Annotated in this window: 18 protein-coding genes and 1 tRNA gene; 9 read left to right on the forward strand and 10 right to left on the reverse strand. The window is 74.4% G+C overall.

Features of this window, described 5'->3' with window-relative positions; genetic code table 11:
- Positions 1-2: 2 nt before the first annotated feature.
- The 3 genes from ACFYZ3_RS32170 to ACFYZ3_RS32180 are packed head-to-tail and all read right to left on the reverse strand — an operon-like array spanning position 3 to position 4,089.
- The gene (locus ACFYZ3_RS32170) at positions 3-1,253 is read right to left on the reverse strand and encodes an NAD(P)/FAD-dependent oxidoreductase (protein WP_388525124.1); all 1,251 of its coding nucleotides are present in this window, start codon (positions 1,251-1,253) and stop codon (positions 3-5) included.
- A complete protein-coding gene (locus ACFYZ3_RS32175; protein WP_388525127.1) occupies positions 1,250-2,653 on the reverse strand; it encodes an FAD-dependent oxidoreductase in 1,404 nt (467 codons plus the stop codon). Before ACFYZ3_RS32175 ends, ACFYZ3_RS32170 begins: the two co-directional genes overlap by 4 nt.
- Positions 2,650-4,089, reverse strand: coding sequence for an FGGY family carbohydrate kinase (locus ACFYZ3_RS32180; protein ID WP_388525130.1), 1,440 nt, complete (start codon positions 4,087-4,089; stop codon positions 2,650-2,652). The genes ACFYZ3_RS32175 and ACFYZ3_RS32180 overlap by 4 nt, the downstream gene beginning before the upstream one ends.
- Positions 4,090-4,361: 272 nt before the next feature.
- On the opposite strand from ACFYZ3_RS32180, the gene ACFYZ3_RS32185 reads away from it, so the two are divergent.
- The 4 genes from ACFYZ3_RS32185 (at position 4,362) to ACFYZ3_RS32200 (ending at position 10,481) form a co-directional block, all read left to right on the forward strand.
- Positions 4,362-5,372 (forward strand): hypothetical protein, encoded by a 1,011-nt coding sequence (locus ACFYZ3_RS32185; protein ID WP_388525133.1) that lies wholly within the window; start codon positions 4,362-4,364, stop codon positions 5,370-5,372.
- Between the two features lie 31 nt (positions 5,373-5,403).
- On the forward strand, positions 5,404-6,918 hold the full coding sequence (locus ACFYZ3_RS32190; protein WP_388525136.1) for an amino acid permease: 1,515 nt from the start codon (positions 5,404-5,406) through the stop codon (positions 6,916-6,918).
- Between the two features lie 179 nt (positions 6,919-7,097).
- Complete coding sequence (locus tag ACFYZ3_RS32195) at positions 7,098-8,159, forward strand: mechanosensitive ion channel family protein (protein WP_388525275.1); 1,062 nt, start codon at positions 7,098-7,100, stop codon at positions 8,157-8,159.
- 102 nt (positions 8,160-8,261) lie between these two features.
- Positions 8,262-10,481: an NADP-dependent isocitrate dehydrogenase gene (locus ACFYZ3_RS32200; protein ID WP_388525139.1), complete on the forward strand. Its 2,220-nt coding sequence runs from the start codon at positions 8,262-8,264 to the stop codon at positions 10,479-10,481.
- A gap of 66 nt (positions 10,482-10,547) precedes the next feature.
- Here the strand turns inward: ACFYZ3_RS32200 and ACFYZ3_RS32205 are convergent, their stop codons facing one another.
- On the reverse strand, positions 10,548-10,889 hold the full coding sequence (locus ACFYZ3_RS32205) for a DUF5713 family protein (RefSeq protein WP_361014257.1): 342 nt from the start codon (positions 10,887-10,889) through the stop codon (positions 10,548-10,550).
- Between the two features lie 90 nt (positions 10,890-10,979).
- Here ACFYZ3_RS32205 and ACFYZ3_RS32210 point away from each other — a divergent pair, with 90 nt between their 5' ends.
- Positions 10,980-11,777: an N-formylglutamate amidohydrolase gene (locus ACFYZ3_RS32210; protein WP_388525142.1), complete on the forward strand. Its 798-nt coding sequence runs from the start codon at positions 10,980-10,982 to the stop codon at positions 11,775-11,777.
- 74 nt (positions 11,778-11,851) lie between these two features.
- Positions 11,852-13,075, forward strand: a complete 1,224-nt coding sequence (locus ACFYZ3_RS32215) for a cytochrome P450 (RefSeq protein ID WP_388525144.1) — start codon at positions 11,852-11,854, stop codon at positions 13,073-13,075.
- Positions 13,076-13,099: 24 nt separating this feature from the next.
- Here ACFYZ3_RS32215 and ACFYZ3_RS32220 read toward each other — a convergent pair whose 3' ends face one another.
- From ACFYZ3_RS32220 to ACFYZ3_RS32230, 3 genes are all read right to left on the reverse strand, one after another.
- Positions 13,100-13,573: a hypothetical protein gene (locus ACFYZ3_RS32220; RefSeq protein WP_388525147.1), complete on the reverse strand. Its 474-nt coding sequence runs from the start codon at positions 13,571-13,573 to the stop codon at positions 13,100-13,102.
- Positions 13,570-14,145 (reverse strand): sigma-70 family RNA polymerase sigma factor, encoded by a 576-nt coding sequence (locus ACFYZ3_RS32225; RefSeq protein ID WP_037923721.1) that lies wholly within the window; start codon positions 14,143-14,145, stop codon positions 13,570-13,572. The genes ACFYZ3_RS32220 and ACFYZ3_RS32225 overlap by 4 nt, the downstream gene beginning before the upstream one ends.
- Before the next feature lie 71 nt (positions 14,146-14,216).
- Complete coding sequence (locus ACFYZ3_RS32230; RefSeq protein WP_388525150.1) at positions 14,217-15,650, reverse strand: S8/S53 family peptidase; 1,434 nt, start codon at positions 15,648-15,650, stop codon at positions 14,217-14,219.
- 217 nt (positions 15,651-15,867) lie between these two features.
- On the opposite strand from ACFYZ3_RS32230, the gene ACFYZ3_RS32235 reads away from it, so the two are divergent.
- Positions 15,868-19,086, forward strand: coding sequence for a CHAT domain-containing protein (locus tag ACFYZ3_RS32235; RefSeq protein ID WP_388525277.1), 3,219 nt, complete (start codon positions 15,868-15,870; stop codon positions 19,084-19,086).
- A gap of 36 nt (positions 19,087-19,122) precedes the next feature.
- On the opposite strand, the gene ACFYZ3_RS32240 is transcribed toward ACFYZ3_RS32235, so the two are convergent.
- On the reverse strand, positions 19,123-20,955 hold the full coding sequence (locus ACFYZ3_RS32240) for a LuxR C-terminal-related transcriptional regulator (RefSeq protein ID WP_388525153.1): 1,833 nt from the start codon (positions 20,953-20,955) through the stop codon (positions 19,123-19,125).
- A 72-nt stretch (positions 20,956-21,027) separates the two neighbouring features.
- On the opposite strand from ACFYZ3_RS32240, the gene ACFYZ3_RS32245 reads away from it, so the two are divergent.
- Positions 21,028-22,107 (forward strand): hypothetical protein, encoded by a 1,080-nt coding sequence (locus tag ACFYZ3_RS32245; RefSeq protein ID WP_388525156.1) that lies wholly within the window; start codon positions 21,028-21,030, stop codon positions 22,105-22,107.
- Between the two features lie 157 nt (positions 22,108-22,264).
- Here ACFYZ3_RS32245 and ACFYZ3_RS32250 read toward each other — a convergent pair whose 3' ends face one another.
- Both ACFYZ3_RS32250 and ACFYZ3_RS32255 read right to left on the reverse strand, forming a co-directional pair.
- A complete protein-coding gene (locus ACFYZ3_RS32250) occupies positions 22,265-22,939 on the reverse strand; it encodes a glutathione S-transferase C-terminal domain-containing protein (protein WP_388525159.1) in 675 nt (224 codons plus the stop codon).
- A 167-nt stretch (positions 22,940-23,106) separates the two neighbouring features.
- A tRNA-Pro gene (locus ACFYZ3_RS32255) sits at positions 23,107-23,180 on the reverse strand.
- Positions 23,181-23,368: 188 nt separating this feature from the next.
- On the opposite strand from ACFYZ3_RS32255, the gene ACFYZ3_RS32260 reads away from it, so the two are divergent.
- A complete protein-coding gene (locus tag ACFYZ3_RS32260) occupies positions 23,369-24,346 on the forward strand; it encodes a bile acid:sodium symporter family protein (protein WP_388525162.1) in 978 nt (325 codons plus the stop codon).
- Positions 24,347-24,560: the final 214 nt, after the last annotated feature.

A 24,560-nucleotide genomic window follows, 5' to 3' on the forward strand; every position in this document is an offset into this window, starting at 1 on the left:
GGTCATCCCGGGTGCGGTCGGGCGACGGTGACGTGGACCGGCCCGCCCCGGGGGTCGACCCGGTGCGTCCAGCGTGCCGTCAGCTTCAGCGGGCGGTGCGGCACGGCGGTGGTGAGGTGGAACCGCTCGCGGTGCAGGGGGCGGCCGTCCTGGGTGACGTACAGGACGGGGCGGGGCAGCGGGACCGCCGTGCGCAGGAGGTAGGGGAGGCGGTCGTCCGGGGTGACGCGGTTGGGGGCGATGCGGAGCAGGGGCGGGCCCGCGAGGAGGGGGACGCCACCGGGCCAGTACGGGTCCGCCGTGCCCGTGCCGCCCTGGAGCCACTCGCGTACGGCGGTCGCGGCGTGCGCGCCCTCGTGGGCCGCCGTGTACGCGCTCTCGACGGCGTGCAGCACGCTGCCGACCGCGAAGACACCGGGCCGTGAGGTGCGCAGGGCGCCGTCCACGGCGGGGCCGCGGGTGCCGGGGTCCAGGGTCAGGGTGCCGCGCCGGGCGAGTTCGTGGTCGGGGACGAAGTCACCGGTGAACACCACCGTGTCGCAGGGCAGCACCGTGGTGCGGCCGTCGCGGTGCCGTACGCGCACGCCCGACAGGCGCCCGCGGCCGAGGAGTTCGGTGACCGTGGTGCCGGTGAGCACGGGGGTGCGCTGTCGCAGACGGGCCGGCAGGGCCCACGCGGGGGCGGCGGGGGCCCGGGGCAGTTCCGTGACCAGCGCGAGGACCTCCGCTCCGGCGGCCCGTACGGTGTCGGCGGCGGCGTGGGAGACGCCCTCGGCGCCGACGATCACCGCGCGGGTGCCGATGTGCTGCCCGTACAGGTGGACCGCCTGCTGGAGTTCGCCGGTGGTGTAAACGCCGGCGGGGCGGGTGCCGGGGACGAGACGGGCGGCGCGGGGCCGTTCGCGGGCGCCGGTGGCCAGCACCACGGCGTGGGCGGCGAGGGTCTCCGCACCGCGTGGTCCCACGGTGGTGAGGGCGCGCGGGCCCGCCCAGTCGAGGGCGGTGACGCCGGTGCGCAGGTCGGCTCCGGCGCGGGCGGCCGCGTCGGCGAGGTGGCGGGCGTGGGCCGGGCCGGTCAGGACGTGCGGCCGGTCGCCGAAGCCCCGGTGCGCGCAGTGTCCGGGGACTCCCCCGGGCGACTGTTCGCGCTCCAGGACCACGACGCGTGCGCCGGTCCGCGCGAGCCGGGCGGCGGCCGTGAGCCCGGCGGGCCCGGCTCCCACCACCAGGACGTCGACCTGTCGACTTGTCACCCCTGCGCCTCCTCGAACAACGCGCGCACCGCCGCCCCGCAGTAGAAGCCCTGGCAGCGGCCCGCCCGGGCCCGGGTGCGGCGGCGCAGTCCCTCCAGGGAGCGGGGCGGGACCGGCCCGGCGAGGGCGTCGCGGATCTCGCCGCGGGAGACGCGTTCGCAGTGGCAGACCAGGGTGCCGTACTCCGGGTCGGCGGCGACCAGGTCGGGCCGCTGGTGGGGGCGGGGGAAGGCCTCGCCGAGGTTCGGCATGCGGACCGGTTCGAGCGGGCGCCGGGGGCCGAGGTCGAGGCCGGTGTCCGCGAGGAGGGCGGTGACGTGCGCGGCGATGGCGAGGGAGGCGGTGAGGCCGGTGGAGCGGATGCCGCCGACGGTGACGTAGCCCTGGTGGGGGTGGGCGGCGATCCGGTAGTCGTCGTGCTCGGTGGCGGCGCGCAGGCCCGCGTAGACGGCGGTGACCTCCTCCTCCAGCAGGGCGGGGAGGATACGGCGGCCCTGTTCGCGCAGGCGCCGCAGTCCCTCGGCCGTCGAGCCCGTGTCGCCCTTGTCGTCCAGGTCCTCGGCGGTGGGGCCGAGCAGGACGTTGCCGTAGACGGTGGGGGCGACCAGGACGCCCTTGCCGAGGGCGGTGGGGACGGGCAGGAGGATGTGGCGGACCAGGGCGCGGGCGAACTTGTCGTGGACGACGAGCTGGCCCCGGCGCGGAGTGACGGTGAAGTCGTCGTGGCCGAGGCTCCGGTCGAGGGTGTCGGCGTGCAGTCCGGCGGCGTTGACGAGCCGCCGGGCGTACAGCGGGCCGCGCGGGGTGTCGAGCCGGTGGACGCCGTCCGTGCGACCGGCGTGCGTGACCGGCGCTTCGAGGTGCAGGTCGACTCCGGCGCGGACCGCCTGGGTGGCGTACGCGAGGGTCGTCGTCCACGGGCAGATGATGCTCTCGCCGGGTACGTGCAGCGCGCCGAGCGCGCCGGGGCCGAGGCGGGGTTCGCGGGCGTAGAGGTCGGCGGCGCCGAGGACGCGGGTGTCGTGGCACTCGTTGCGGCGGGCCTTCTCGGCGAGGCGGGGCAGCGCCGCCAGCTGCTCCTCGTCCCAGGCGACGAGCAGGGCGCCGACGCGTTCGACGGGGATGCCCGACTCGGCGGCGTACGCGGCGAGTTCGCGGGAGCCCTCGCGCACGAGCCGGGACTCCAGGGAGCCGGGTACGGCGTCGAACCCGGTGTGCAGGATGGCGGTGTTCGCCTTGGAGGTGCCCTGCCCCACGTCGTCCTGCGCCTCGACGAGGGCGACGCGCAGCCCCGGGTGGTGTGCGAGCCGCCGGGCGATCGCACACCCGACGACCCCGGCCCCGACGATCGCCACGTCGTACGGCTCGACGGGCGGCGCCCCCGACGCGGTGACGCTCACGCGGGGCCCCCGGCGAGCAGCGCGGTGACCGCCCCGCGGAAGCGGGTGCGGCGCTCGGTGGCCTCGTCGGCGGTGATACGGGGCTCGTACACGGTGGTGGGTCCGGCGGTGGGGAGCGCCTCGGCGAGGGTGAGGGACGGGTCCGCGCCGAGCCGGGCGAGGGTGCCGACGCCGAGCGCGGTGGCGTCGGGCAGCGCGGAGACCTCGACGGGGCGTTGCAGCAGGTCGGCCTGGGTCTGCATGAGGAGCGCGGAGCGGGTGAGGCCGCCGTCCGCGCGCAGGACCGTCAGCGGGGTGCCGAGGTCGGCCGCGGCGGCGTCGGCGAGTTCGGCGACCTGGGCGGCGAGGCCCTCGCACAGGGCGCGCACCAGGTGCCCGGGCGCGGTGTCCAGGCCGAGGCCGGTGAGCGAGCCGCGCACGTCGCCGCGCCACCAGGGGGCGGCCAGCCCGGCCAGTGCCGGGACGAAGGTGACGCCGCCGGTGTCGGGCACCGTGGCGCCCACGGGGTCGAGGTCGGCCGCGCCGGTGATGACGCCGAGGCCGGTGAGCCAGCGTACGGCGGAGGCGGCCGTGTACACCTGGCCGTCCAGGCAGTGGTCGGCGCGGCCGTCGAGCCGCCAGGCGACGCAGGCGGCCAGGCCCGAGGCGCCCCGGCGCGGTGTGCCGCCGGTGTGGGCGAGGAGGAAGGCGCCAGTGCCGTAGGTGCACTTGGCGGTTCCGGATTCGGTGACGCGCTGGGCGAGCAGCGCGGCCTGCTGGTCGACGGCGAGTCCGGTGAGCGGGAGTTCGGGCCCGAAGGCCCGCACCGTGCCGACGTGGGCGGCGTTGTCCACGACGGCCGGGAGCCGTTCGCCGGTCAGGCCGTACAGCTCCAGGGCGCGCGGCGACCACTCGGCGTGGTCGAGGTCGAGGAGCTGGGTGCGGGAGGCGGTCGCGGCGTCCGTGACGTGGGCGCCGGTGAGGCGGTGGACCAGCCAGCTGTCGGAGGTGGTGACCCGTCCCTCGCGGGTGAGGTGCCGTCGTATCCAGGCCATTTTCGGCGCGGCGAAGTACGGGTCCAGGGGCAGCCCGGTGAGACGGCGCAATTCGTCGGCGTGGTCGTCGAGTTCGGCACACAGGGGTGCAGCCCGGCGGTCCTGCCAGACCAGTGCGTCGGTGAGCGGGCGGCCGGTGTCCGGGTCCCAGGCGAGCACCGTCTCGCCCTGGTTGGCCAGGCCCAGCGCGGTGACCGGCTCGCCGGCGTCGGCGAGCGCCCGGTGCCCGGCCTCGACCACCGAGCCGTACAGCTCCTCCGGGTCCACCTCGACCAGGCCGCCGGGCAGGTACCGGGGCCGGACCTCGGCGAATCCGGTGCCGACGACGCCCCGTTCGGGGCAGATCACCAGCGCCTTGGTGCCGGACGTGCCCTGGTCGACGGCGAGTACCGCGTCCGGCATCGGCACCTCCCGGCTCCCGCGCCGACGGTCTCGGCGATCACTGCGCGCCAGCCTGCCCGCACGGACACACCGCGTCAAGGTTGACTGACCGTCCGTCAGTTCGCGCTGGTGGCAACGGTTTTGCGCCGCTGTGGCAAAAGTGAACAGAGGCGGAACCTCCGCCTCTATAGTGTGCGCCGACCGCTCGACCACCGCACCGCCGCCCCCGGGGAGGGCTGTTTGTCACGCCATGCTGCCGTACGGTCCGTTCCGCTCCTCGCAGCGGGCGTGTGATGGCCAGGGACGGAGCACAGCCCGCCTACGACCCCGCCGGACACGACACCGCGCTGCGCTCCGCCCTCCAGGAGGTGCGGGCCGGGCGCTGGATGTCGATGCGCATCCTGCTGGAGCAGACCGGCACCTGGTCGCAGTGGACGCGCCGCACCCAGGTGCTGGCCGCCTCCGCGGCCGGTACGGATGTGGTGCGGGCCTGGCTCGCGGAGGAGCCGGACAGCGTGGCGGCGGCGGTGATGCACGCCCGGGTGGTCGTGGAGCGTGCGCTGCGGGCGCACCGCGAGGCCCATCCCCGCACGGGCGAACTGTGGCTCCAGGCCTGGCACGCCTGCGACGCGGCGACGCGGGCCGCGCCCCACGATCCGGTGCCGTGGGTGTGTCTGCTGGCGCTGGCCCGGCTGGACGAGGGTCTGCGCTGGGAGGAGCACCGGATGGCGCCGCCGGAGCCGATGCTGCCGCCGGGACCGTGGGGACTGCTCGCCGAGGCCGGAAAGCGCGACCCGTACAACCGGGAGGCCCACCACCGCATGCTGCAGTTCTTCCATCCGCGCGGCGGCTCCGACCGCCTCGCCCAAGCGGCGGGGTTCGCGCACTGGGCGGCGGGGTCGGCGCCGCCGGGCTCGGCGCTGCACGTGCTGCCGCTGTACGTGCGGGTGGAGCGCTACCGCCGTTCGGGCGCGCGGGAGGCGGCACTTGATCTGCACTGGGTGGCGGAGGACGCCGCCCGTGAGGCCCGGCAGGCGTTCGACTCCTGGTTCACGCTCTCCCCGCTGGACGAGCGGTCGCTGCCGGACCTGAACCACCTGGCCCACGCCTTGTGGGGCGCCCTCCGGTTCCGGGAGGCGAACCAGGTGTTCGACGCGCTCGGCCCCTACTGGACGCCGCTGCCCTGGGCCTGCCGGGCCCCGGGCGACGGTTCGGCCGGGCGGGCGGTGGAGGTGTTCCTCCAGGCCCGCACGCGCAGCCGTTCGGCCGCCCGCGGCCGTGGCCACGGCCGACGGCGCCCCTGACCCCCCACCCTTCCGTCCCCGGAGGTCTGCCATGTCCCGCCCCTCTGAACCGTCCGCCACCGACGAGGAACAGCGCCTGCGCGAACTCGGCTACCGGCCGGTGCTGGCCCGCCGCATGGGCGGCTTCGGCAACTTCGCGATCAGCTTCTCGGTGATCTCGATCCTCTCCGGCTGCATGACCCTGTACGGCTTCGGCATGGGCACCGGCGGCCCCGCCGTGATGCTGTGGGGGTGGGCGGGCGTCGGCCTGTTCGTGCTCTGCGTCGGGATGGCGCTGGCCGAGGTCACCAGCGCGTATCCGACCTCGGGCGCGCTGTACTACATGGCCGACCGGCTGGGTGGCCGCCGCTGGGGCTGGTACACCGGCTGGCTGAACCTGCTGGGGCTGCTCGGCGCGATCGCTGGGATCGACTACGGGGCGGCGCTGTTCACGGGCGCGTTCCTGAACCTCCAGTGGGGCTTCGAGCCGACGCCGGAGAAGACGATGCTGATCTTCGTCGTGATCCTGCTGCTGCACGCCACGCTCAACCTGTTCGGCGTGCGGCTGGTCAGCGTGCTCAACTCGGTCAGCGTGTGGTGGCACCTGGCCGGTGTCGCGCTGATCGTCGGCGCGCTGGTGATCGTGCCCGACCACCACCAGTCGCCGTCCTTCGTCTTCACCGAGTTCGTCAACGACACCGGCTGGGAGAACCCGCTGTACGTGGCGGCGATCGGCCTGCTGCTCGCGCAGTACACCTTCTCCGGCTACGACGCCTCCGCCCACCTGTCCGAGGAGACCTCGAACGCCTCGGTGTCGGCGGCGCGCGGCATCGTGCGGGCCATCTGGGTGTCGTGGCTGGCGGGTTTCGTGCTGCTGGCGGGACTGACCTTCGCGATCCAGGACTACGACGCGACCCGCGACACCGCGACCGGCGTGCCGCCCGCGCAGATCCTCCTGGACGGCCTGGGCACGGACGGTGCGAGCGCGCTGCTCCTCGTGGTGATCGTGGCGCAGTTGTTCTGCGGCAATGCCGAGGTGGCCGCCGCCAGCCGGATGGTGTTCGCGTTCAGCCGGGACGGCGCCCTGCCCGGCTCGTCGCTGTGGCGCAAGGTCTCCGCCCGCACCCAGACCCCGGTCGCCGCGGTGTGGCTGTCGGTGGCGGTGGCCTGCCTGCTGGCGGTGCCGTCCCTGTACTCGGCGACGGCCTACGGCGCGGTGACCGCCATCAACGTCATCGGCATCACCCCGGCGTACGCCATCCCGGTGCTGCTGCGGCTGCGGGCCGGCGACCGGTTCACGCCGGGGCCCTGGAACCTGGGCCGGTGGAGCAGGCCGGTCGGGTGGGTCGCGGTGGTGTGGGTGGCGTTGGTCACCGTGCTGTTCTGCCTCCCCCAGTCGTCCCCGGTGACGGCCGACACGATGAACTACGCCGTCGTCGCCCTGGTCGTCGTACTGGTTTTGGCCACGGTGTGGTGGTTCGTCGCCCGCCGTTCGTACGGCACGCCGACGGCCGCGGCCTACGGCGACGACCGTGAGCAGGCGGAACTCGCCGAGGGCATCGTCTGAAACGCCCCGTTCCGCGCCTCGGCACGGTACGGAACACCGCCCGGGATACGGCAGGATGAGCCCTCGCGCCGGTCGAACTGCCTTGCGGTTCGGCCGGGTCGCGCATCCCCGACATGCCGTGGGCATTCGTTGATTCCGTAGTCGTTCGTTGGAGGCGGCCGGTGACCGAGGACCTGACCATGGACCACCTGCTGCCCGCCGGCATCGCGCTGGGGGCGGGTCTGCTGGGGGCGTTCCTGCTGCGGATGCTGCTGCGCTGGCTGGCGGGCCACGCCGGGCGCACCCGCTGGGGCGGCGACGACGTGATCGTGGCCGCACTGCGCACGATGGCGCCGTGGGCGGCGGTCGCGGCCGGGGTGGCCGGCGCGGCGGCGGCGCTGCCGCTGACCCGGACGGTGCAGCACGGCGTCAACCAGGTCCTGACGGTGCTGCTGATCTTCGTGGCGACGGTGACGGCGGCCCGGGTGGTCGCCGGGCTGGTGCGGACGGTGACGACCTCGCGCTCCGGGGTCGCCGGGTCGGCCACGATCTTCGTCAACATCACCCGGATCCTGGTGCTGGCCATCGGCTTCCTGGTGATGCTCCAGACGCTGGGCGTCTCCATCGCGCCGATGCTCACCGCGTTGGGCGTGGGCGGCCTCGCGGTGGCGCTGGCCCTCCAGGACACGCTGGCCAACCTCTTCGCGGGCATTCACATCCTCGCCTCCAAGACCGTGCAGCCGGGCGACTACATCCAGCTCAGCAGCGGCGAGGAGGGCTACGTCGAGGACATCAACTGGCGCCAGACCACGGTGCGCGAGCTGTCCAACAACCTGGTGGTGATCCCGAACGGCCAGCTCGCGAAATCGAACATGACCAACTTCATGCGGCCCGAGCAGCAGCTCACGGTCCTGGTCCAGGTCGGCGTCTCCTACGACAGTGACCTGGACCACGTGGAGCGGGTGACGGACGAGGTGATCGCCGAGGTGATGACCGAGGTCAGCGGCGCGGTGCCGGACCACGAGCCGGCGATCCGCTTCCACACCTTCGGCGACTCGCGGATCGGTTTCACGGTGATCCTGGGCGTGGGCGAGTTCAGCGACCAGTACCGGATCAAGCACGAGTTCATCAAGCGGCTGCACCGGCGCTACCGCGCGGAGGGCATCCGGATCCCGTCGCCCGCCCGGACGGTCGCGCTCCAGCAGGGGGCCGTGGTCCTGCCGCAGCAGCGGGCGGGCGAGGACGTCGTCCCGCTCCCCTGACCCCGAGGTGGCCGGAATCTCCCCGCGACCCCTGTCGAGCCGGGGTCGATCACGAGATATCTTGATGTCGAGCAATGTTGCAGACGTGGAGCGGAGCACCCGGTGACTGACTCGACCATCATCTATACACACACTGACGAGGCCCCGGCCCTGGCGACGTATTCGTTCCTGCCGGTGGTCCGGGCGTACGCCTCGCAGGCGGGTGTCGCGGTCGAGACCCGCGACATCTCGCTGGCCGGCCGCATCATCGCCCTGTTCCCGGAGTACCTCACCGAGGACCAGCGCATCCCGGACGCCCTCGCGGAGCTGGGCGAGCTGGCCAAGACGCCCGCCGCCAACATCATCAAGCTGCCGAACATCTCGGCGTCCATCCCGCAGCTCAAGGCCGCCGTCGCCGAGCTGCAGGGCCAGGGCTACGCGCTGCCGGCCTACCCGGACGACCCGAAGACCGACGAGGAGCGCGACGTCCGCGCCCGCTACGACAAGGTCAAGGGCTCCGCGGTCAACCCGGTGCTGCGCGAGGGCAACTCCGACCGCCGTGCCCCGGCGTCGGTGAAGAACTACGCCAAGACCCACCCGCACCGCATGGGCGCCTGGACCGGCGAGTCCAAGACCAACGTGGCGACCATGGGCGAGAACGACTTCCGTTCCACCGAGAAGTCCACGGTGATCGCCGAGGACGGCACCCTGCGGATCGAGCTGGTCGGCGACGACGGCACCACCACGGTGCTGCGCGAGTCGGTGCCGGTGAAGAAGGACGAGGTCGTCGACGCCTCCGTGCTGCGCGTCGCCGCGCTGCGCGAGTTCCTCACCGCGCAGGTCGCCCGCGCCAAGGCCGAGGGCATCCTGTACTCGGTGCACCTGAAGGCCACGATGATGAAGGTCTCCGACCCGATCATCTTCGGCCACGTGGTGCGCGCCTTCTTCCCGAAGACCTTCGCCCAGTACGGCGAGACGCTCGCCAAGGCCGGCCTCACCCCGAACGACGGCCTGGGCGGCATCTACAAGGGCCTGGAGTCCCTGCCCGAGGGGGCGGAGATCAAGGCGTCCTTCGATGCCGAGCTGGCCGAGGGCCCGGAGCTGGCCATGGTCGACTCCGACAAGGGCATCACCAACCTGCACGTGCCCTCGGACGTCATCATCGACGCCTCCATGCCGGCCATGATCCGCACCTCCGGTCACATGTGGGGCGCGGACGGCGGCGAGCACGACGCCCTCGCCGTGATCCCGGACTCCTCGTACGCCGGTGTGTACCAGGCCGTCATCGAGGACTGCCGCGCCAACGGCGCCTACGACCCCTCCACCATGGGTTCGGTCCCGAACGTCGGCCTCATGGCGCAGAAGGCCGAGGAGTACGGCAGCCACGACAAGACCTTCGAGATCCCCACCACCGGCACGGTCCGCCTGGTGGACGCCGCGGGCAACGCGGTGCTGGAGCAGACGGTCTCCGCCGGTGACATCTTCCGCGCCTGCCAGACCAAGGACGCGCCGATCCGCGACTGGGTCAAGCTCGCCGTCACCCGCGCCCGCGCCACCGGCGACCCGGCCGTCTTCTGGCTGGACGAGGGCCGCGCCCACGACGCCAACCTGATCGCCAAGGTCAAGGCGTACCTGCCGGAGCACGACACCGAGGGCCTGGACATCCGGATCCTCAACCCGGTCGAGGCCACCAAGCTGTCGGTGGAGCGCATCCGCCGCGGCGAGAACACCATCTCGGTCACCGGCAACGTGCTGCGCGACTACCTGACCGACCTGTTCCCGATCCTGGAGCTGGGCACCAGCGCCAAGATGCTGTCGGTCGTCCCGCTGATGGCGGGCGGCGGCCTCTTCGAGACCGGTGCCGGCGGCTCGGCCCCCAAGCACGTGCAGCAGCTGGTCAAGGAGGACTACCTGCGCTGGGACTCGCTGGGCGAGTTCTTCGCCCTGGTGCCGTCCCTGGAGCAGTACGCCGAGGCCACCGGCAACACCAAGGCCAAGGTCCTCGCCGACACCCTCGACCGCGCCACGGCGACCTTCCTCAACGAGGACAAGTCCCCGACCCGCCGCGTCGGCGGCATCGACAACCGCGGCAGCCACTTCTACCTGTCCCTGTACTGGGCGCAGGAGCTGGCGAAGCAGACCGACGACGCGGACCTGGCCAAGGCCTTCGCGCCGCTCGCCGAGTCGCTCACCGCGAGCGAGCAGAAGATCGTCGAGGAGCTGAACGCCGTCCAGGGCAAGCCCGCCGAGATCGGCGGCTACTACCAGCCCGACCCGGCCAAGGCCGCCGAGGTCATGCGCCCGTCGGCCACCTGGAACGAGGCCCTGGCGTCCTTCGCCTGATCCTCCCCGGGCCCGCACGGACCCCGGCACCCCGTCTCCGTCCCTCGGAGGCGGGGTGCCGCCGCTTCACCACTCCCGCGGCGCGATCAGCTCCTCCGGGTCCGCGTCCGCGAAACCGTAGGCCTCGGCGACGAACCAGAAGGCCTCGCCGATCTCCTCCCGGGCCGTGGTCTCGATCTCGCTGCCCGCCTCCTCGAAGGCCGCCTCCAGCTCGTTGAACTCCTCGGTGGCCGCGTGGGTCAGCGCATAGAGCGCCGCCAGGTCGCCCGGCCGGTCCGCCTCCACACGGGCGCACAGCCGGAGCAGGATGTCGCGGCCCCGGTCCACCACCGGGTGCGGGAAGTAGTCGTCCTCGTACAGTCCGGCCAGAAACCGGTGTGCGGCCACCCGCTGGTTGGTGATCGGCATGGTGCCCCCTGTCCTCGCTGCGTCCTCGCTGCCCGGTACCGTCCCCGTGATCCTGCCGCACCCCACTGACAACGCCCTCGGAGCCGCCCCGTGACCGACGCCCCGCCCGCCTTCGCACTCCTGCCGGGCGCCGCCGCGTCCCCGGTGATCCTGCACGTGCCGCACTCCTCCCGCGAGATTCCGGCCGACGTGCGGAGCGGCATCGTCCTGTCCGACCGGGAGCTGGAGCGGGAGCTGGACCACATGACCGACTCGCACACCGCGGAGATCGCCGGGCGGGCCGCCGAGCTGGCCGGTGTCGCGCCCTGGCGGTTCGTGAACCGGGTGTCGCGGCTGGTGGTCGACCCGGAGCGGTTCCCGGACGAGCGGGAGGAGATGACCGCCGTCGGGATGGGCGCCGTGTACACGCGGACCTCGCACCGCGAGGAGCTGCGCGCCGCGGACATGGACCCCGCGCCGCTGATCGAGCGGTACTTCCGGCCGTACGCGCGAGCGATGACCGAGGCCGTCGCCGACCGGATCGCGGCCACCGGCCGGGCCGTGATCATCGACGTGCACTCCTACCCGACCGAGCCGCTCCCCTACGAACTGCACCGTGAGGGTCCGCGCCCGCCCGTCTGCCTGGGCACCGACGCCTTCCACACGTCGCCCGGGCTGCTCGCCGGGGCCCGGGAGGCCTTCGCCCCGTGCGGGGAGACCGGGCTGGACAGCCCGTTCGGCGGGACGTACGTGCCGCTGGACTTCTACGGGACGCGGAGCGAGGTCGGCGCGTTGATGGTGGAGATCCGCCGGGACACCTACATGACGGAGCCGGGCGGTCCGGCCGGGCCGGGGCTGTCCCGGCTCGCCGGGTCGCTGGCGGCGCTCGTCGACGCCGTGTCGGGCTGAGGACGGCCGGCCTGTCCCACCGGCTGGAGCACTCCCGCGCGACAGCCGGACGGGTGCGCGGCGAGGGTGGGGGGATGACGCAGGAGACCACCACGCTCACCGGCCAGTCGCCGCCCCCGGTACGGGACTGGCCCGCCCTCGACCTGGACGGCCCGGAATTCGATCCGGTCCTCGCCGAGCTGATGCGCGAGGGGCCGCTGACCCGCGTCCGGCTCCCGCACGGCGAGGGCTGGGCCTGGCTGGCGACGCGGTACGACGACGTGAAGGCGATCACGAACGACCCGCGCTTCGGACGCGCCGAGGTGACGAAGCGTCAGATCACGCGCCTCGCACCGCACTTCAAGCCGCGGCCCGGCTCGCTCGCCTTCGCCGACCAGCCCGACCACAACCGGCTACGGCGAGCGGTCGCGGGCGCGTTCACCGTCGGCGCCACGAAACGGCTGCGGCCCCGGGCGCAGGAGATCCTCGACGGGCTGGTGGACGGGATCCTCGCCGAGGGCCCGCCGGCCGACCTGGTCGAGCGGGTCCTGGAGCCCTTCCCGATCGCCGTCGTCAGCGAGGTGATGGGCGTGCCGGCCGCAGACCGGGAGCGCGTGCACTCCTGGACCCGGCAGATCATCTCGACCTCCGGCGGCGCCGAGGCCGCCGAGCGGGCCAAGCAGGGCCTGTACGGGTGGATCACGGAGACCGTCCGTGCCCGGGCCGGCAGCGACGGCACCGACGTGTACGCGATGCTCGGCGCCGCCGTGGGCCGCGGCGAGGTCGGCGAGACGGAGGCCGTCGGGCTCGCGGGGCCGTTGCAGATCGGCGGCGAGGCCGTCACGCACAACGTCGGCCAGATGCTGTACCTGCTGCTCACCCGCCCCGAGCTGATGGCGCGGATGCGCAAGCGGCCCGGGGCGCGCGGCACGGCCCTTGACGAGCTGCTGCGCTGGATCTCGCACCGCACGTCGGTCGGCCTCGCCCGCATCGCCCTGGAGGACGTCGAGGTGCACGGGACGCGCATCGCCGCCGGTGAGCCGGTGTACGTCTCGTACCTGGCCGCCAACCGCGACCCGGACGTCTTCCCCGACCCGGACCGCATCGACCTGGACCGCGACCCCAACCCGCACCTGGCGTACGGCAACGGGCACCACTTCTGCACCGGCGCCGTGCTCGCCCGGATGCAGACCGAGCTGCTCGTCGACACGCTCCTCGACCAGCTCCCGGGGCTGCGGCTCGCGGTCCCGGCCGAGCAGGTGGCCTGGCGCCGCAAGACCATGATCAGGGGTCCGCGCACGCTGCCCTGCACCTGGTAGCCCCGCACCCGGCGGGCGGCGCGCTCAGGCCCGCAGCCACTCCGTCACGACCACCTCGCGGCCGGTCCGCAGCCGCAGTGCGAACGGGCCGGCGGGCGGTGCGTCTCCGGCGAACCGGCCCATGTCGTCCGCCGTCAGCCGCGCGTGGGCCCGCGGGCCGCTCAGCACCTCGATCCCGGCGGGACCCGGCGGCAGCAGCTGGCCGATCAGGCCGTCCGCGGTCACCTCCACGTCGACGGTCACCGCGTCCGTGCGGAAGGTCAGCATCCGCGGCGGGTCCGTCTCCCCCCTGACGGGGATGCCGTCCACCAGCGAGTCGAAGGTCAGCTCGGCGACGCGGGCGTCCAGGTCGTGCAGGACGAAGGCGTCGACGGCGATTCGCCGCAGCTCGGCCGGGACCGGGTCCAGGATCGCGGCGGCCTGCCGCAGCTCCTCCTCAAGGAGACCGTCGTGCAGCTCCCCGTCGTGCTCGTCGTGCTCGTCGTTGAGATCGCTCATTTCGTCCCCCGTGCCTCCAGCCGGGCCCGCAGCCGGCGCAGACAGCGCTGGCGCATCGGCCCGATGCTGCCCACCGCGATACCCAGCGCGGCGGACACCTCCTGATAACTGGGCGGTGGCGAGGAGATCAGCACCCGCAGCAACTGGCGGCACCGCTCGCCCAGTTCCTCGAACTCCTGCCACAGCAGCCGTACGCGCTCGGTCTGCGCGGCGGCCTCCTCGGAGTCGAGCACCGACTCCTCCGGCGTACGGTCCTCGCTCGGCCGGTCGAGCAGCTGCGGATCGTCGGTCGGCGTCCACCGCTTGGAGGCCCTGAGCAGCTTCAGGCACTCGTGCCGTGCCGTGCTCGCCAGCCAGGAGCCGGTCTTCTCCGGCTCCCGGATCCGGCCCAGATGCTGGGCGAAGCGGAACCAGGCGGTCTGGTACACCTCGTGCGCGTCGGCGTCGGACAGCCCGTGCGACCTGGCCACGGACCACACCAGCGGGCCGAGCCCGTCCACCAGTGACTTCCAGGCCGCCGCGTCCCCGTCGGCCGCCGACTGGACGAGCGCCCCGACATCTGCACGGTCCACGGTCCCACCCCTCGTGTACGACCTGCCATCGTACGCCGTGGAGTGGATGGTTCCGACCGCCAGCAGGCCGTTCACGACCCGCCTTCCGACGGGTCGACGGGGACCGGGCGCCAGGTGGGCGGCAGCAGCGCGGGCACGTGCGCCCCGCGCACCTCCGCGTACTCGGTGTTGGCCGCGAGCAGTTGCCGCCCGGCCGCGCGCGGGTCGGTCTCCTTGTGCGCCGTCATGCGGGAGGCGACCAGTCCCGCGACCACGGGGGTGGCGAAGGAGGTGCCGCTCCACTGCGCGTGTCCCTCGAACATCACCTGGTCCGGCTTGGCGGGCGCCTCGCCCGGCTCGCTCAGCACTCCGTTGTGCCGGGGGTACTGGCAGGTGCAGGCGTAGGTGAAGCCGAACCGGCAGGCGTCGTAGGTGGAGTGCTGGTAGACGTACGGCACGGGTGTCCCGAAGCCGGTGAGGGCGCTGGTGAGGCGCTCGCCGGGGGCGTAGGCCCGCACCCAGCCGCCGTGGTTGCTGAAGCAGGCGCCGAACTCGCCGTCGGAGCGCAGCGCCCCGATCGACAGCACCGAGTCCTCCCAGCCGGGCAGGGTGGCGTAGGCGGCGGGCCAGAAGGGCGTGGCGCTGGCGTTGTTGCCCGCGGCGGCGACCAGCAGGGTGCGCTGGTCGCGGAGTTCCTCCATGAAGGCGTGGACGCCGAGCAGGCCGTCGGTGCGGCCGTTGGAGGTGCCGGCGGAGAGGCTGAGGACCTCGGGCCAGCCGCCGCGGTCGACGGCCTCGAAGAGCTTCTCGCCCAGCTCCGACTCCAGGATCGCGCCCGCGTCGTTGAGGGTGTTGCGGACGGTCACGTCCGTGTTGGGCGCGACGGCGGCGACGAGCCCGGCGATGAAGGTGCCGTGGCCGACGTACTGACAGAGGACGCCGTCGTCGCCGCACTCCCTGATCTGGGCGTCGCCGTCGGTGTGGGCCAGCAGCGGGTAGGACCGGTAGTCGTGCATGAGGCCGGTGTCGATGACGAGGACGCCGACGGCGGTCTCGGCGTCGTACGGCGTCCCGTCGGCGGCCGGGTTGGGCGGCTCGCTCAGCGGGACGGGGACGGGTTCGTCACCGGGGCAGGCGTTGACGGCGATGGAGACGACGTGGTTGCGGCTGATCAGCCGGCGGCCGGCGCGGCCCTCCACCGTCCTGAGGGAGCGCAGGGCGTGGGCGACGGTGGGGTCGCCGTCGCGGGCACCCTCGCCGGGGTCGGCGACCTGGATGCGGGTGATGCCGGTGCGGTTGGACTCGGGGCTCGCCCGGCGCACGTGGTCCGGGATGAGTCCGGCCATCGTGGTGAAGTGGTCGCGCACGGTGTCCTCGACGAGCCGGGCCTCCTCGCCGTCGCGGGCGAGGACGACGCCCTTCTCGTAGAAGAACTCGGCGGAGTCGTCCGGGCCCATCGCCAGCGGGACGTCCGGCATCGAGCGCTGGATCTGGTCGAACTGCTCGCGGAATCGCTGTGGTGCCATTCTTGTCCTCCACTGTGGCGGTGGCGGTGACGACGGCCGGGGCCCCGGGCGTGAGAGCGGGTGTGACCCCGGATGTGACCACGGTGGTGGCAGCGGTCGTCAATCAGAGTCCCGGGGCGGCCGATTGATACAGACTCGAACCTGTGTGGCGTGGTTCCGGAGCACTACCATCCGTGGGGTGACAGCGCGAAACGACTCGGTTCTCGACCTGCTGCCGATGGTGTTCGCCGCCCCGGGCGAAGCGCTGGCGCGGGCGGAGGAGTTGCTCGGCGCCGATCCGTCGCCGCTGCACGCCTCGGTCGCCCATCAGGTGATCGGCATCTGGCAGCGGGACTTCGGCGACACCCGGCGCGCCCTGGCCCATCTGCGGCGCGCCCGAGACCTCGCCGCGCGCGCGGACTCGGCCGAGCGGGAGGCGGACGTCCTGGCCACGCTCGGGGTCGCGCTGGTGCACGCCGGGCGTACGCGGGCGGGGCTTGAGGCGTTCGAGCGGGGCGTGGCGCGCGGGAGCGGCCACACGCGCGCGCGGGTGCTGTTCCGGCGGGCCTACGTGTGGTGGGTCCTCGGCCGGCACGGCGAGGCGCTGGAGGACGTACGGCGGGCGATCCCGGTGCTGCGGCAGGCGGAGGACGTGATCTGGACGGCGCGGGCGCTGACGCTGCGGGCGACCGTGCATCTGGCGCTGGGCTCGGTGGAGCGGGCGGACGCCGACTTCACCGCGGCGGAGGCGCTCTGGGACACCACGGGCCAGGAGCACGACAAGGCCGACGCGGTGGAGAGCCGGGGTCTGGCGGCCTTCCGGTCGGGTGACGTACCGGCGGCGCTGCGGCTCCTCGACGAGGCCGAGGAGCGATACGGGAAGCTGGGCACACCGACGTTCATGCTGACCATCCGGCGCTGCGAGGTGCTGATGGCCGCGGGGCTGGCCACCGAGGCGCTGGCGGAGGCGGACGGGGCGATCGCGGCGCTGGACGGGATCGGCGGCCAGTCCACCCGCAAGGCCGAGCTGCTGCTGGTGGCCGCGCGGGCGGCCCGGCTGGCGGACGAGCCGCAGACGGCGCTCGCGCGCGCCGCCGTCGCGGTGCGGCTGTTCGCCGGGCAGCGGCGCACCTGGTACGAGACGCACGCCCGGCTGGTGCTGATCGAGGCGCGGGTCGCCACGGGGCGCGGGTCGGGGCGGCTGGTCGCGGACGCGGCGGCGGTGGCGGAGCGGCTGGCGGCCTTCGGTGCGCCGGCCGCGCCGGAGGCTTCGCTCCTGGCGGGCCGGATCGCGCTGGACCTCGGCTGGACCGCTGACGCGGAACGGCATCTGGCGGTGGCCGCGCGCAGCCGGCACAGCGGGCCGCCGCTGGCGCGGATGACGGGCTGGGCGGCGCAGGCGCTGCGGGCGCGGGCGGCGGGGTCGGCGCGGGGGGTCCTGGAGGCCTGCCGGCGCGGTCTGGACGTCCTCGACGACCACCGGATGACGCTGGGCGCCTCGGAGCTGCGGGCCCGGGCCACCGCGCAGGGCGCGGAGCTGGCGGCGCTGGCGCAGCGGGCGTCGCTGGTCTCGGGCGGGCCGCGGCGGCTGCTGGGCTGGAGCGAGCGCTGGCGGGCGACGGTGCTGTCGGCGCCGCCGACCCGGCCGCCGGCCGATCCGGTGCTGCTGACCGCCATGACGGCGTTCCGGGAACTGGCGGCCCGCGCGGAGGAGGCCCGCACGGACGGCGGCCGGCCCGCTCCCGCGCTGGAGCGCGAACAGCGGCGCCTGGAGCGGGAGATCCGCTCCCGCACCCTGCACATGCGGGGCGAGGCGCCCGGCGACGGCGACCGGTTCGACGTGGGGCGGCTGTTGCGGCGGCTGGGCGACGAGGTGCGGCTGGTGGAGCTGGCGGTGCTCGACGGGCGGGTGCACGTGCTGCTGTGCGGGCAGGGCAGGGTACGGCGCTTCGAGGCCGGGCTGCTGGCCGAGGCGGAACGGGAGGCCGAGCACGTTCAGGCCGGTCTGCGGCGGCTGGCCCATCCGGGGGCCGATGGACGGCTGCCCGTGGTGGAGGCGGCCGGCGCCCGCCTCCAGCACCTGCTGCTGGGACCGGCCGCGGACCACCTCGGCTCCGGCCCGGTCGTGGTGGTCCCGCCGGGCCGGCTGCACCGGGTGCCGTGGGCGCTGCTGCCCGTCCTGCGGGAACGCGTCGTCAGCGTGTCGCCGTCGGCGAGCAGTTGGCTGCGTGCGAGGGACACCGCTCCCCCGCCCGGCGGCCGCCAGGTCCTGGTCCGCGGCCCCGGCCTGGCGAGCGGCGGCGCCGAGGTGCCGGAACTCTCCGAGCGGTACGCGGGGGCGCGGCCGCCGGGACCGGAGCGCGGTGGACAAGCAGAGCCTGCCGCCCGGCCCGCGGTGCCGCCCCAGGGCGAGCGCCGGCCGGGGAACCTCGGCGAACCGACCGGGCCGTACCAAGTACCACCACAGCCCGGACCGGACCGCGGCGAACACCCACGGCCGACCGGCCCGCCTTCCACGCCGCCGCAGGCCGCACCGGACCACGAGAAGCGTGGAGAACACGGAGAGCACGGAGAGCACGGGGAGCACGGAGAGCACGGGGAACCCGCCGGGCCGCACCAGGCAGCCGCACCGGGCGGACCGGGTCGCAGGCAGTACGCGCAGGCGGCCGGTACGCCTTCAGTGCCGCCGCAGGCCGCGACGCCGGACCGCGGCGAACACGCACCGTCGCCCGGAGCGCGTCGGCTGCCGTCGCAGGGCGGGCCGCACCGCGGCGAACGCGGGCGGCCCGCCGGGGCGCTCGCGGTGCCGCCCCGGAGTGGGTGGGAGCGCGGGGGGCGGCGGGAGCCGGCCGCGGCGGAGGGCGGCGGGAGGCGGGTTTCGCTGCTCGTCGACAGCGACGGCGGGGAGGTCGTCGGGCCGGAGGGCGACGCTGCCGGGCGGGCCCGTTCTGGTGCCCCCGGGACCGGCGCCGCCGTGCGGGGCGCAACCGTGGTGCTGGAGGGCGACGACGCACGGGTGCCGAGCGTGTTGCGGGAGCTGGACGGGGCCGCGTTGGCGCACATCGCGGCGCACGGGACCTTCCGCGCGGACAGCCCGCTGTTCTCGTCGCTGCGGATGGCCGACGGGCCGCTCATCGTGCACGACTTCGAGCGGCTCGACCGCAGCCCGTACCGGATCATCCTGCCCTGCTGCGACACCGCCCGCTTCGCGTCGGTCGGCGCCGACGAGTTGCTCGGCCTGGTCACCGCGCTGCTGCCGCTGGGCACGGCCGGGGTGGTGGCGTGCACCGCGCCGGTCAACGACGCCGCGGTGGTGCCCCTGATGCTCGCGCTACACAAGGGGCTGGAGGCCGGCCTGTCCCTGGCGGAGGCGCTGCGCGACGCGCGGGCCGCGCTGCCGGGCGACGCGGTGCACCAGGCGACGGGGTGGGCCTTCACGGCGTTCGGGGCGGCCTGAGCCCGCCGCCCCGCCCCCCGGTGCCCGGCCGACGGGTCAGGCGGGTTGGGACTCGGGCAGTTCCATGAGCCAGGGCAGGGCGCCGCGGTCGCCCGCCCCGAGGCGGGTGTAGGCGCCGTAGAGGTGGTTGCCCACGGTGCGGACGGAGAGGGTCAGTCGCTCCGCGATCTGCCGGTTGCTCAGGCCCGCGGCGGCGAGCGTGACGATCTGCCGCTGCCGGGCGGTGAGTTCGCCCAGCACCAGGCCGGACAGCGCGGGGGTGCGGGCGCCCTGGCAGCGCCGGGCGAGGGCGGCGGCCCGGGTCCGGGCGGTGCGGGCGGCCCGCGGGTCGCGGTGGACGGGTACCGCCTGGGCGCTCGCCTCGGCCGCGAACAACAGGAATCCGCGCCGCTCCAACTCGTCGGCGACCCGGTCGAGCGCGGGCCCGTCCGCGCGCGCGAGGGCGTCGGCGTGCGCGGCGAAGACGCCGGTCAGACGGCCCGCCGCCCGCTCGGGCGCGCCCAGCCGGACGGCGTCGTACGGGTCGCCCCGGCCGGCCTTCCGGGCCGCCTCGTCGAGGTCGCCGCGAGCGGCGGCGGCCCAGGGGACGCCGTCGGCCGACTCGTCGCCGCCGGGTCGTCCCTCACCCGACTGTGCGACGGCCAGGGCGAGTTCACCGAGGCAGGCCGGATCGCCGCGGTCGGTACGCAGGCCCTCGCGGGCCCAGGCCGCGGCGTCGCGCAGCCGCCCGCCCAACCGGGCGAACCGGGCCCGCAACGCCGCGTACGCGGCCGGCAGCGGCACTCCCTCGGCGGCCAGCCACTCCCCCACGGGGGCCTCGGCCGGCCGTACGTCGGCCCGCTCGATGCGCAGGGCGAGGGCGGCCCGCTCCGCCTCCAGGGCGGGGCCGGTCCGGTCCGGGGTGCGGACGGCCAGGCGCCGGGTCCGCAGTCGCCCCGCGGCGGCGCGCAGCACCGGGCCGTGCAGGGGGTGCGCGAGACGGGTGGCACCGTGGTCGTCGACGGTGACCAGGCCCTCGGCCTCCAGGTTCTCCAGGATCCGCACGTCGAGGGCGTCCAGGTCCAGGTCCAGGGGCAGGGGCTCGGCGAAGGCGAGGCGTTCGAGCGTCTCCCGCTCCTCGGTGCGGGGGCGGTCGAGTACCTGGGCGGCGCGCTCCCGGACCGCCGGGGTGACCGGCACCGGTCCGCGCCAGGCCCACTGGTCCGTGTCCGGGACCGGCACGAGCAGGCCGCCCTCGCGGACGGCGGTCAGCAGTTCGCGCAGCAGCCGCAGGTCTCCCCGGCACAGGCGGTGCAGCCGGTCGACGGTGAGCGGCTCCAGGGCGGTGTCCGCGCCGGCCGCGAGCAGTTCGTCGGTCTCCTCGCGGGGCAGCGGTTCCAGGGCGAGCCGCGGCAGCAGCTCACCGGACCACAGCCGGGAGACCGCGTCCGGCACGGAGGTGCCGTCGGTGGCGACGACCAGGAGGCGGGTGCGGCCGTGCACGGCGAGCTGGTGCACGAGGGCGGCGGAGGCGGCGTCGAGCAGATGCGCGTCGTCGACCAGCAGCAGCCGTACACCGGACAGGAGTTGGACCGCGCGGTGCAGCGTGACCCCCTCGGGCAGCAGGTGCGCGAAGGCGGCGAAGGGGATGTCCCGGGTCTCGGGCGTCCCGGCGGCGCGGGCGCAGTCGGTGCCGCGCACGGCCTCCGTCACCAGCCTGGTCTTGCCCGCGCCCGCCGGGCCCGTCACCACGAGGCCGCCCCGTCCGGCCGCCACGGACCTGCGCACCAGCTCCAGTTCGTCCGCCCGCCCGGTGAACGGCCAGGGGGTCTCCAGCCTCTTCGCGTCCCGCAGAGAAGTCGTCACGGCAACATGAGTCGGCATACTCATCCCTGATACAGGGTGACTTGAGTACCCCCCGACTCAGGTGCCGGGGCCGGGCCGGACGGCACCCTGATGGCCATGACCGCACGCTACTGCTCGCTCGCGCAGCAGCCCGCCCCGGTGCTTCCGCCGGGGCTGGCCGTCGAGCGCGTCGCCGCGCTCGTCGGCGGGCAGCGGATGTGGGTCAACGCCACCGTGCTGCACTACTGCTTCCTCGGCGGCGACACCGACGCCTCGGTGGTCCCGATGCCGGGCACCGGCAGGCCGCGGCGGGGTTCGTGGGTGGGGACCGAGGAGCAGCGGGACGTGGTGCGCGACTGCTTCCGGGAGTGGCGGGACCTCGGCATCGGGCTCGGCCTCGAAGAGGTCCGCGACCGGTCGGAGGCGGAGCTGCGCATCGGCTTCCAGCCCGGTGACGGGTCCTGGTCGGCGGTGGGCAAGGACGCGCTCCGGGTCGGTCTGAACGACCGTACGATGAACTTCGGCTGGGACCTGACCGCACCGGGCGAGCGGGCGACGGCCCTGCACCAGATCGGGCACGCGCTCGGCATGCTGCACGAGCACCAGAGCCCGTTCGCGGGCATCCTGTGGGACGACGAGGCGGTCTACGCCGAGCTGGCGGGCCCGCCCAACCACTGGAGCCGGGAGCGGACCTTCCACAACATCCTACGCAAGCTCGACGGCGACGAGGCCAACGGCCCGGTCTGGGACCCGCAATCGATCATGGAGTACCCGTTCCCCTCGGGTCTGATACTGGAGCCCGAGCACTACCGTTCCGGCCTGCGCCCGCCCGGTACGCTCTCCGCCGCCGACAAGGAGTTCGCCCTGCGCTGGTACCCGCCCACCGGCCGGCCCGGTCCGCTGGTGCCGTTCCGCTCGGTGCCGCTGGGTCTGGGGCCCGGCGAGCAGGCCGACTTCCGCGTGGATCCGCCGGAGACCCGCGAGTACACCGTGGGCACCTTCGGCGACAGCGACGCCGTCGTCGTGGTCTTCGAGGAGCGGGACGGTGTGCCCCGCTACTTCGCCGGACAGGACGACGGGGGAACCCCCCGCAACGCCACGATCAGGGCCCGTCTCGTCAAGGGCCGCCGCTATGTCGTCCGGGTGCGCCTGTACTCCTCGTGGGGTGCGGGCGAGACGGCGGTCATGTACTGGTGACCGCGCGGCTCACAAGCACCCGTGCGCCGTGGCCACAGACCGGCGCCGGGGGCCGGCCGCGGCGCGCCGCCTTCGGGGGAGGGCGACGCGCCGCGGCACACGCCGTGTCCGCCGCTGGGGGGCGGCGGACACGGCGACTTCCTGATGTCCCGTCCCGTCAGGCGGGACGGCCCGCGAGGTGGCGGCGGAAGGCCGGGTGGGCGGTCAGGCGCCGGACGTGGGACCACAGGGCGGGGTGATCGTCGGCGTGCCGCGGGGTGTCGCGTCGCACGAGTGCCGCCCACACCTCGACGTCGGCGGCGGTCAGCCGGTCGCCGACCACGTGGGAGTGCGCGGCCAGTCGCCGCTCCAGCAGATCCAGCACGCCGGGCAGCGCCGCGGGGTCGGCGCCCCGGGCGCACAGCTCCTCGACGGTGGCGATCTCCGCCTCCGCGCCGCGGGGATAGAGCACCGGCCCGGTGACGGGTGTGAAGGCCCGGGCGAGGTCGCGCATGATGTCGCGCGCGTGCGTGTTCACGATCCGCCCCGACCAGCCGTCGCTGAGCACCGGCGCGACGGCCGGGCCACGGTAGTGGTGGGCGCTCGCCTCGTACAGCGGCCGCAGCGCGGCGTATCCACCGTCGGGACGGTCGGGGCGCGGGGGCAGGACGGTCACCGGACAGATCTCGTCCAGGCCGAGCAGGCGGTGCACGACGGCGATGCCCAGACAGTCGTCGTGGCCGGGTGAGAGGTGGAGGCGATAGCGGCGTGGCACGGCGTAGTGGCCGCTGCGCGGGTCGCGGCCGATCCGGCCGCGGAAGGCGGGGGCAGGGACGAGCGGTGTGACGGTCATGGTTCTCCCCGGTGTTTCCCTACCTAATCACTAGGATTACTGGGGAAGTGTCGGCCGGTGCCGAAGAGGCGTCAAGAGGGTGTCCGCCCACCAAGAAACAGCGAGGAGGGGGCACCACGGCAAAAGGGCCCCCGCGAGCTTCCGCCCGCGAAGACCCTTCACCACCGTCGGGACGACAGGATTTGAACCTGCGACCCCTTGACCCCCAGTCAAGTGCGCTACCAAGCTGCGCCACGTCCCGGTGCGCGATCCGCGTTTGCCGTGATCGCGCTGGTCAAGCCTACCCCATCCGCGCGGCGGGGCGGCGACCGGCCATGCCCCGTTCGACGATGACCAGCGGTTGAGTACCTGCATACGGTGGATGAGATGGGATGATCACATCGCGAGACGCCTTTGCGTCACGCCACCCGGCAGGCGTTACCTCGCACGGTGCGAACCGAAAGAACCGCAAACAGCGAACACGACGAACACCTCGGTGACGACGTCACCGGCGACCGCTCCGCCCGGCGTGCCGTGACCGTCTTCCCGGTCCTCGTCCTCCTGGCCGGCGCCCTCGGGCTGCTGCTCCCCGGGAGTTTCACCGGGTGGAGCGAGGCGGTGCCCTACCTGCTGGGCGTCGTGATGTTCTGCATGGGCATCACCATGACCCCGGAGGACTTCCGCGGAGTCGTGAAGCGCCCCTGGGCGGTGGCGCTCGGGCTCGTCGCGCACTACGTCATCATGCCGGGGCTCGGCTGGGCGATCGCCCACCTGCTCGACCTGCCGCCGCAGCTGGCCGCCGGCGTCATCCTGGTGGGCTGCGCGCCCAGCGGTACGGCCTCCAACGTGGTGACCTACCTGGCCCGGGGCGACGTCGCCCTGTCCGTCTCCGTCGCGACCGTCTCGACCCTGGTCGCCCCGCTGGTCACCCCGCCGCTGACGCTGCTGCTGGCCGGCGAGTACCTGCCGGTGGACGCCGGGTCCATGGTCACCGACATCCTCAAGACGGTGCTGCTGCCGGTCCTCGCCGGCGTCGTCGTACGGCTGCTCGCGGGGCGGTACGTGCAGCGGGCGCTGCCGGCGCTGCCCTGGCTGTCCGCGCTGACGATCTCCGTGATCGTGGCGGTCGTCGTGGCGGGCAGTGCGGACGCCATCAAGTCGGCCGCGGGGCTGGTGTTCGTCGCCGTCGTGCTGCACAACGGGCTCGGTCTGGCCCTCGGTTACGGCGCGGGGCGCCTCGGGCGGCTGGGCGAGCCCGGCAGCCGTGCCATGGCCTTCGAGGTCGGCATGCAGAACTCCGGCCTCGCCGCGTCGCTGGCCACGGCCCACTTCAGCCCCCTGGCCGCGTTGCCGGCGGCGGTCTTCTCCGTCTGGCACAACGTGTCCGGCGCGGTGGTCGCCGCGTGGCTGTCGCGGCGGGGGCGGTGAGCGGACGTGACAGCGTGCGGCTCCCCCGCGCGGGCGCGACCGGCCAGAGCGCACCCGAAGCCGGACGACGGCCCCTGGTAAAACGGTGCCCTCCGCTCAGCCACCGCTGACCTGTGCTGGGCCGCGATACCGGTGACGACCATGGACGAGAGGCCCGCGACCGCGGAGAAAGAGCTGTCGGGAAGTCGTCAGGCTCCCGGCGGCGTGCCGTGGG

The sequence above is a fragment of the Streptomyces sp. NPDC001599 genome (assembly GCF_042893535.1).
Lineage (GTDB): Bacteria > Actinomycetota > Actinomycetes > Streptomycetales > Streptomycetaceae > Streptomyces.

What these genes read in the sequence shown, in the direction of transcription:
- ACFYZ3_RS32180 (WP_388525130.1), bottom strand. Translation starts at nt 4,089, where the DNA reads ATGCCGGACGCGGTACTCGCCGTCGACCAGGGCACGTCCGGCACCAAG.
- ACFYZ3_RS32185 (WP_388525133.1), top strand. Translation starts at nt 4,362, where the DNA reads ATGGCCAGGGACGGAGCACAGCCCGCCTACGACCCCGCCGGACACGAC.
- ACFYZ3_RS32190 (WP_388525136.1), top strand. Translation starts at nt 5,404, where the DNA reads ATGTCCCGCCCCTCTGAACCGTCCGCCACCGACGAGGAACAGCGCCTG.
- ACFYZ3_RS32195 (WP_388525275.1), top strand. Translation starts at nt 7,098, where the DNA reads ATGGACCACCTGCTGCCCGCCGGCATCGCGCTGGGGGCGGGTCTGCTG.
- ACFYZ3_RS32205 (WP_361014257.1), bottom strand. Translation starts at nt 10,889, where the DNA reads ATGCCGATCACCAACCAGCGGGTGGCCGCACACCGGTTTCTGGCCGGA.
- ACFYZ3_RS32215 (WP_388525144.1), top strand. Translation starts at nt 11,852, where the DNA reads ATGACGCAGGAGACCACCACGCTCACCGGCCAGTCGCCGCCCCCGGTA.
- ACFYZ3_RS32220 (WP_388525147.1), bottom strand. Translation starts at nt 13,573, where the DNA reads ATGAGCGATCTCAACGACGAGCACGACGAGCACGACGGGGAGCTGCAC.
- ACFYZ3_RS32230 (WP_388525150.1), bottom strand. Translation starts at nt 15,650, where the DNA reads ATGGCACCACAGCGATTCCGCGAGCAGTTCGACCAGATCCAGCGCTCG.
- ACFYZ3_RS32235 (WP_388525277.1), top strand. Translation starts at nt 15,868, where the DNA reads ATGGTGTTCGCCGCCCCGGGCGAAGCGCTGGCGCGGGCGGAGGAGTTG.
- ACFYZ3_RS32240 (WP_388525153.1), bottom strand. Translation starts at nt 20,955, where the DNA reads ATGAGTATGCCGACTCATGTTGCCGTGACGACTTCTCTGCGGGACGCG.
- ACFYZ3_RS32245 (WP_388525156.1), top strand. Translation starts at nt 21,028, where the DNA reads ATGACCGCACGCTACTGCTCGCTCGCGCAGCAGCCCGCCCCGGTGCTT.
- ACFYZ3_RS32250 (WP_388525159.1), bottom strand. Translation starts at nt 22,939, where the DNA reads ATGACCGTCACACCGCTCGTCCCTGCCCCCGCCTTCCGCGGCCGGATC.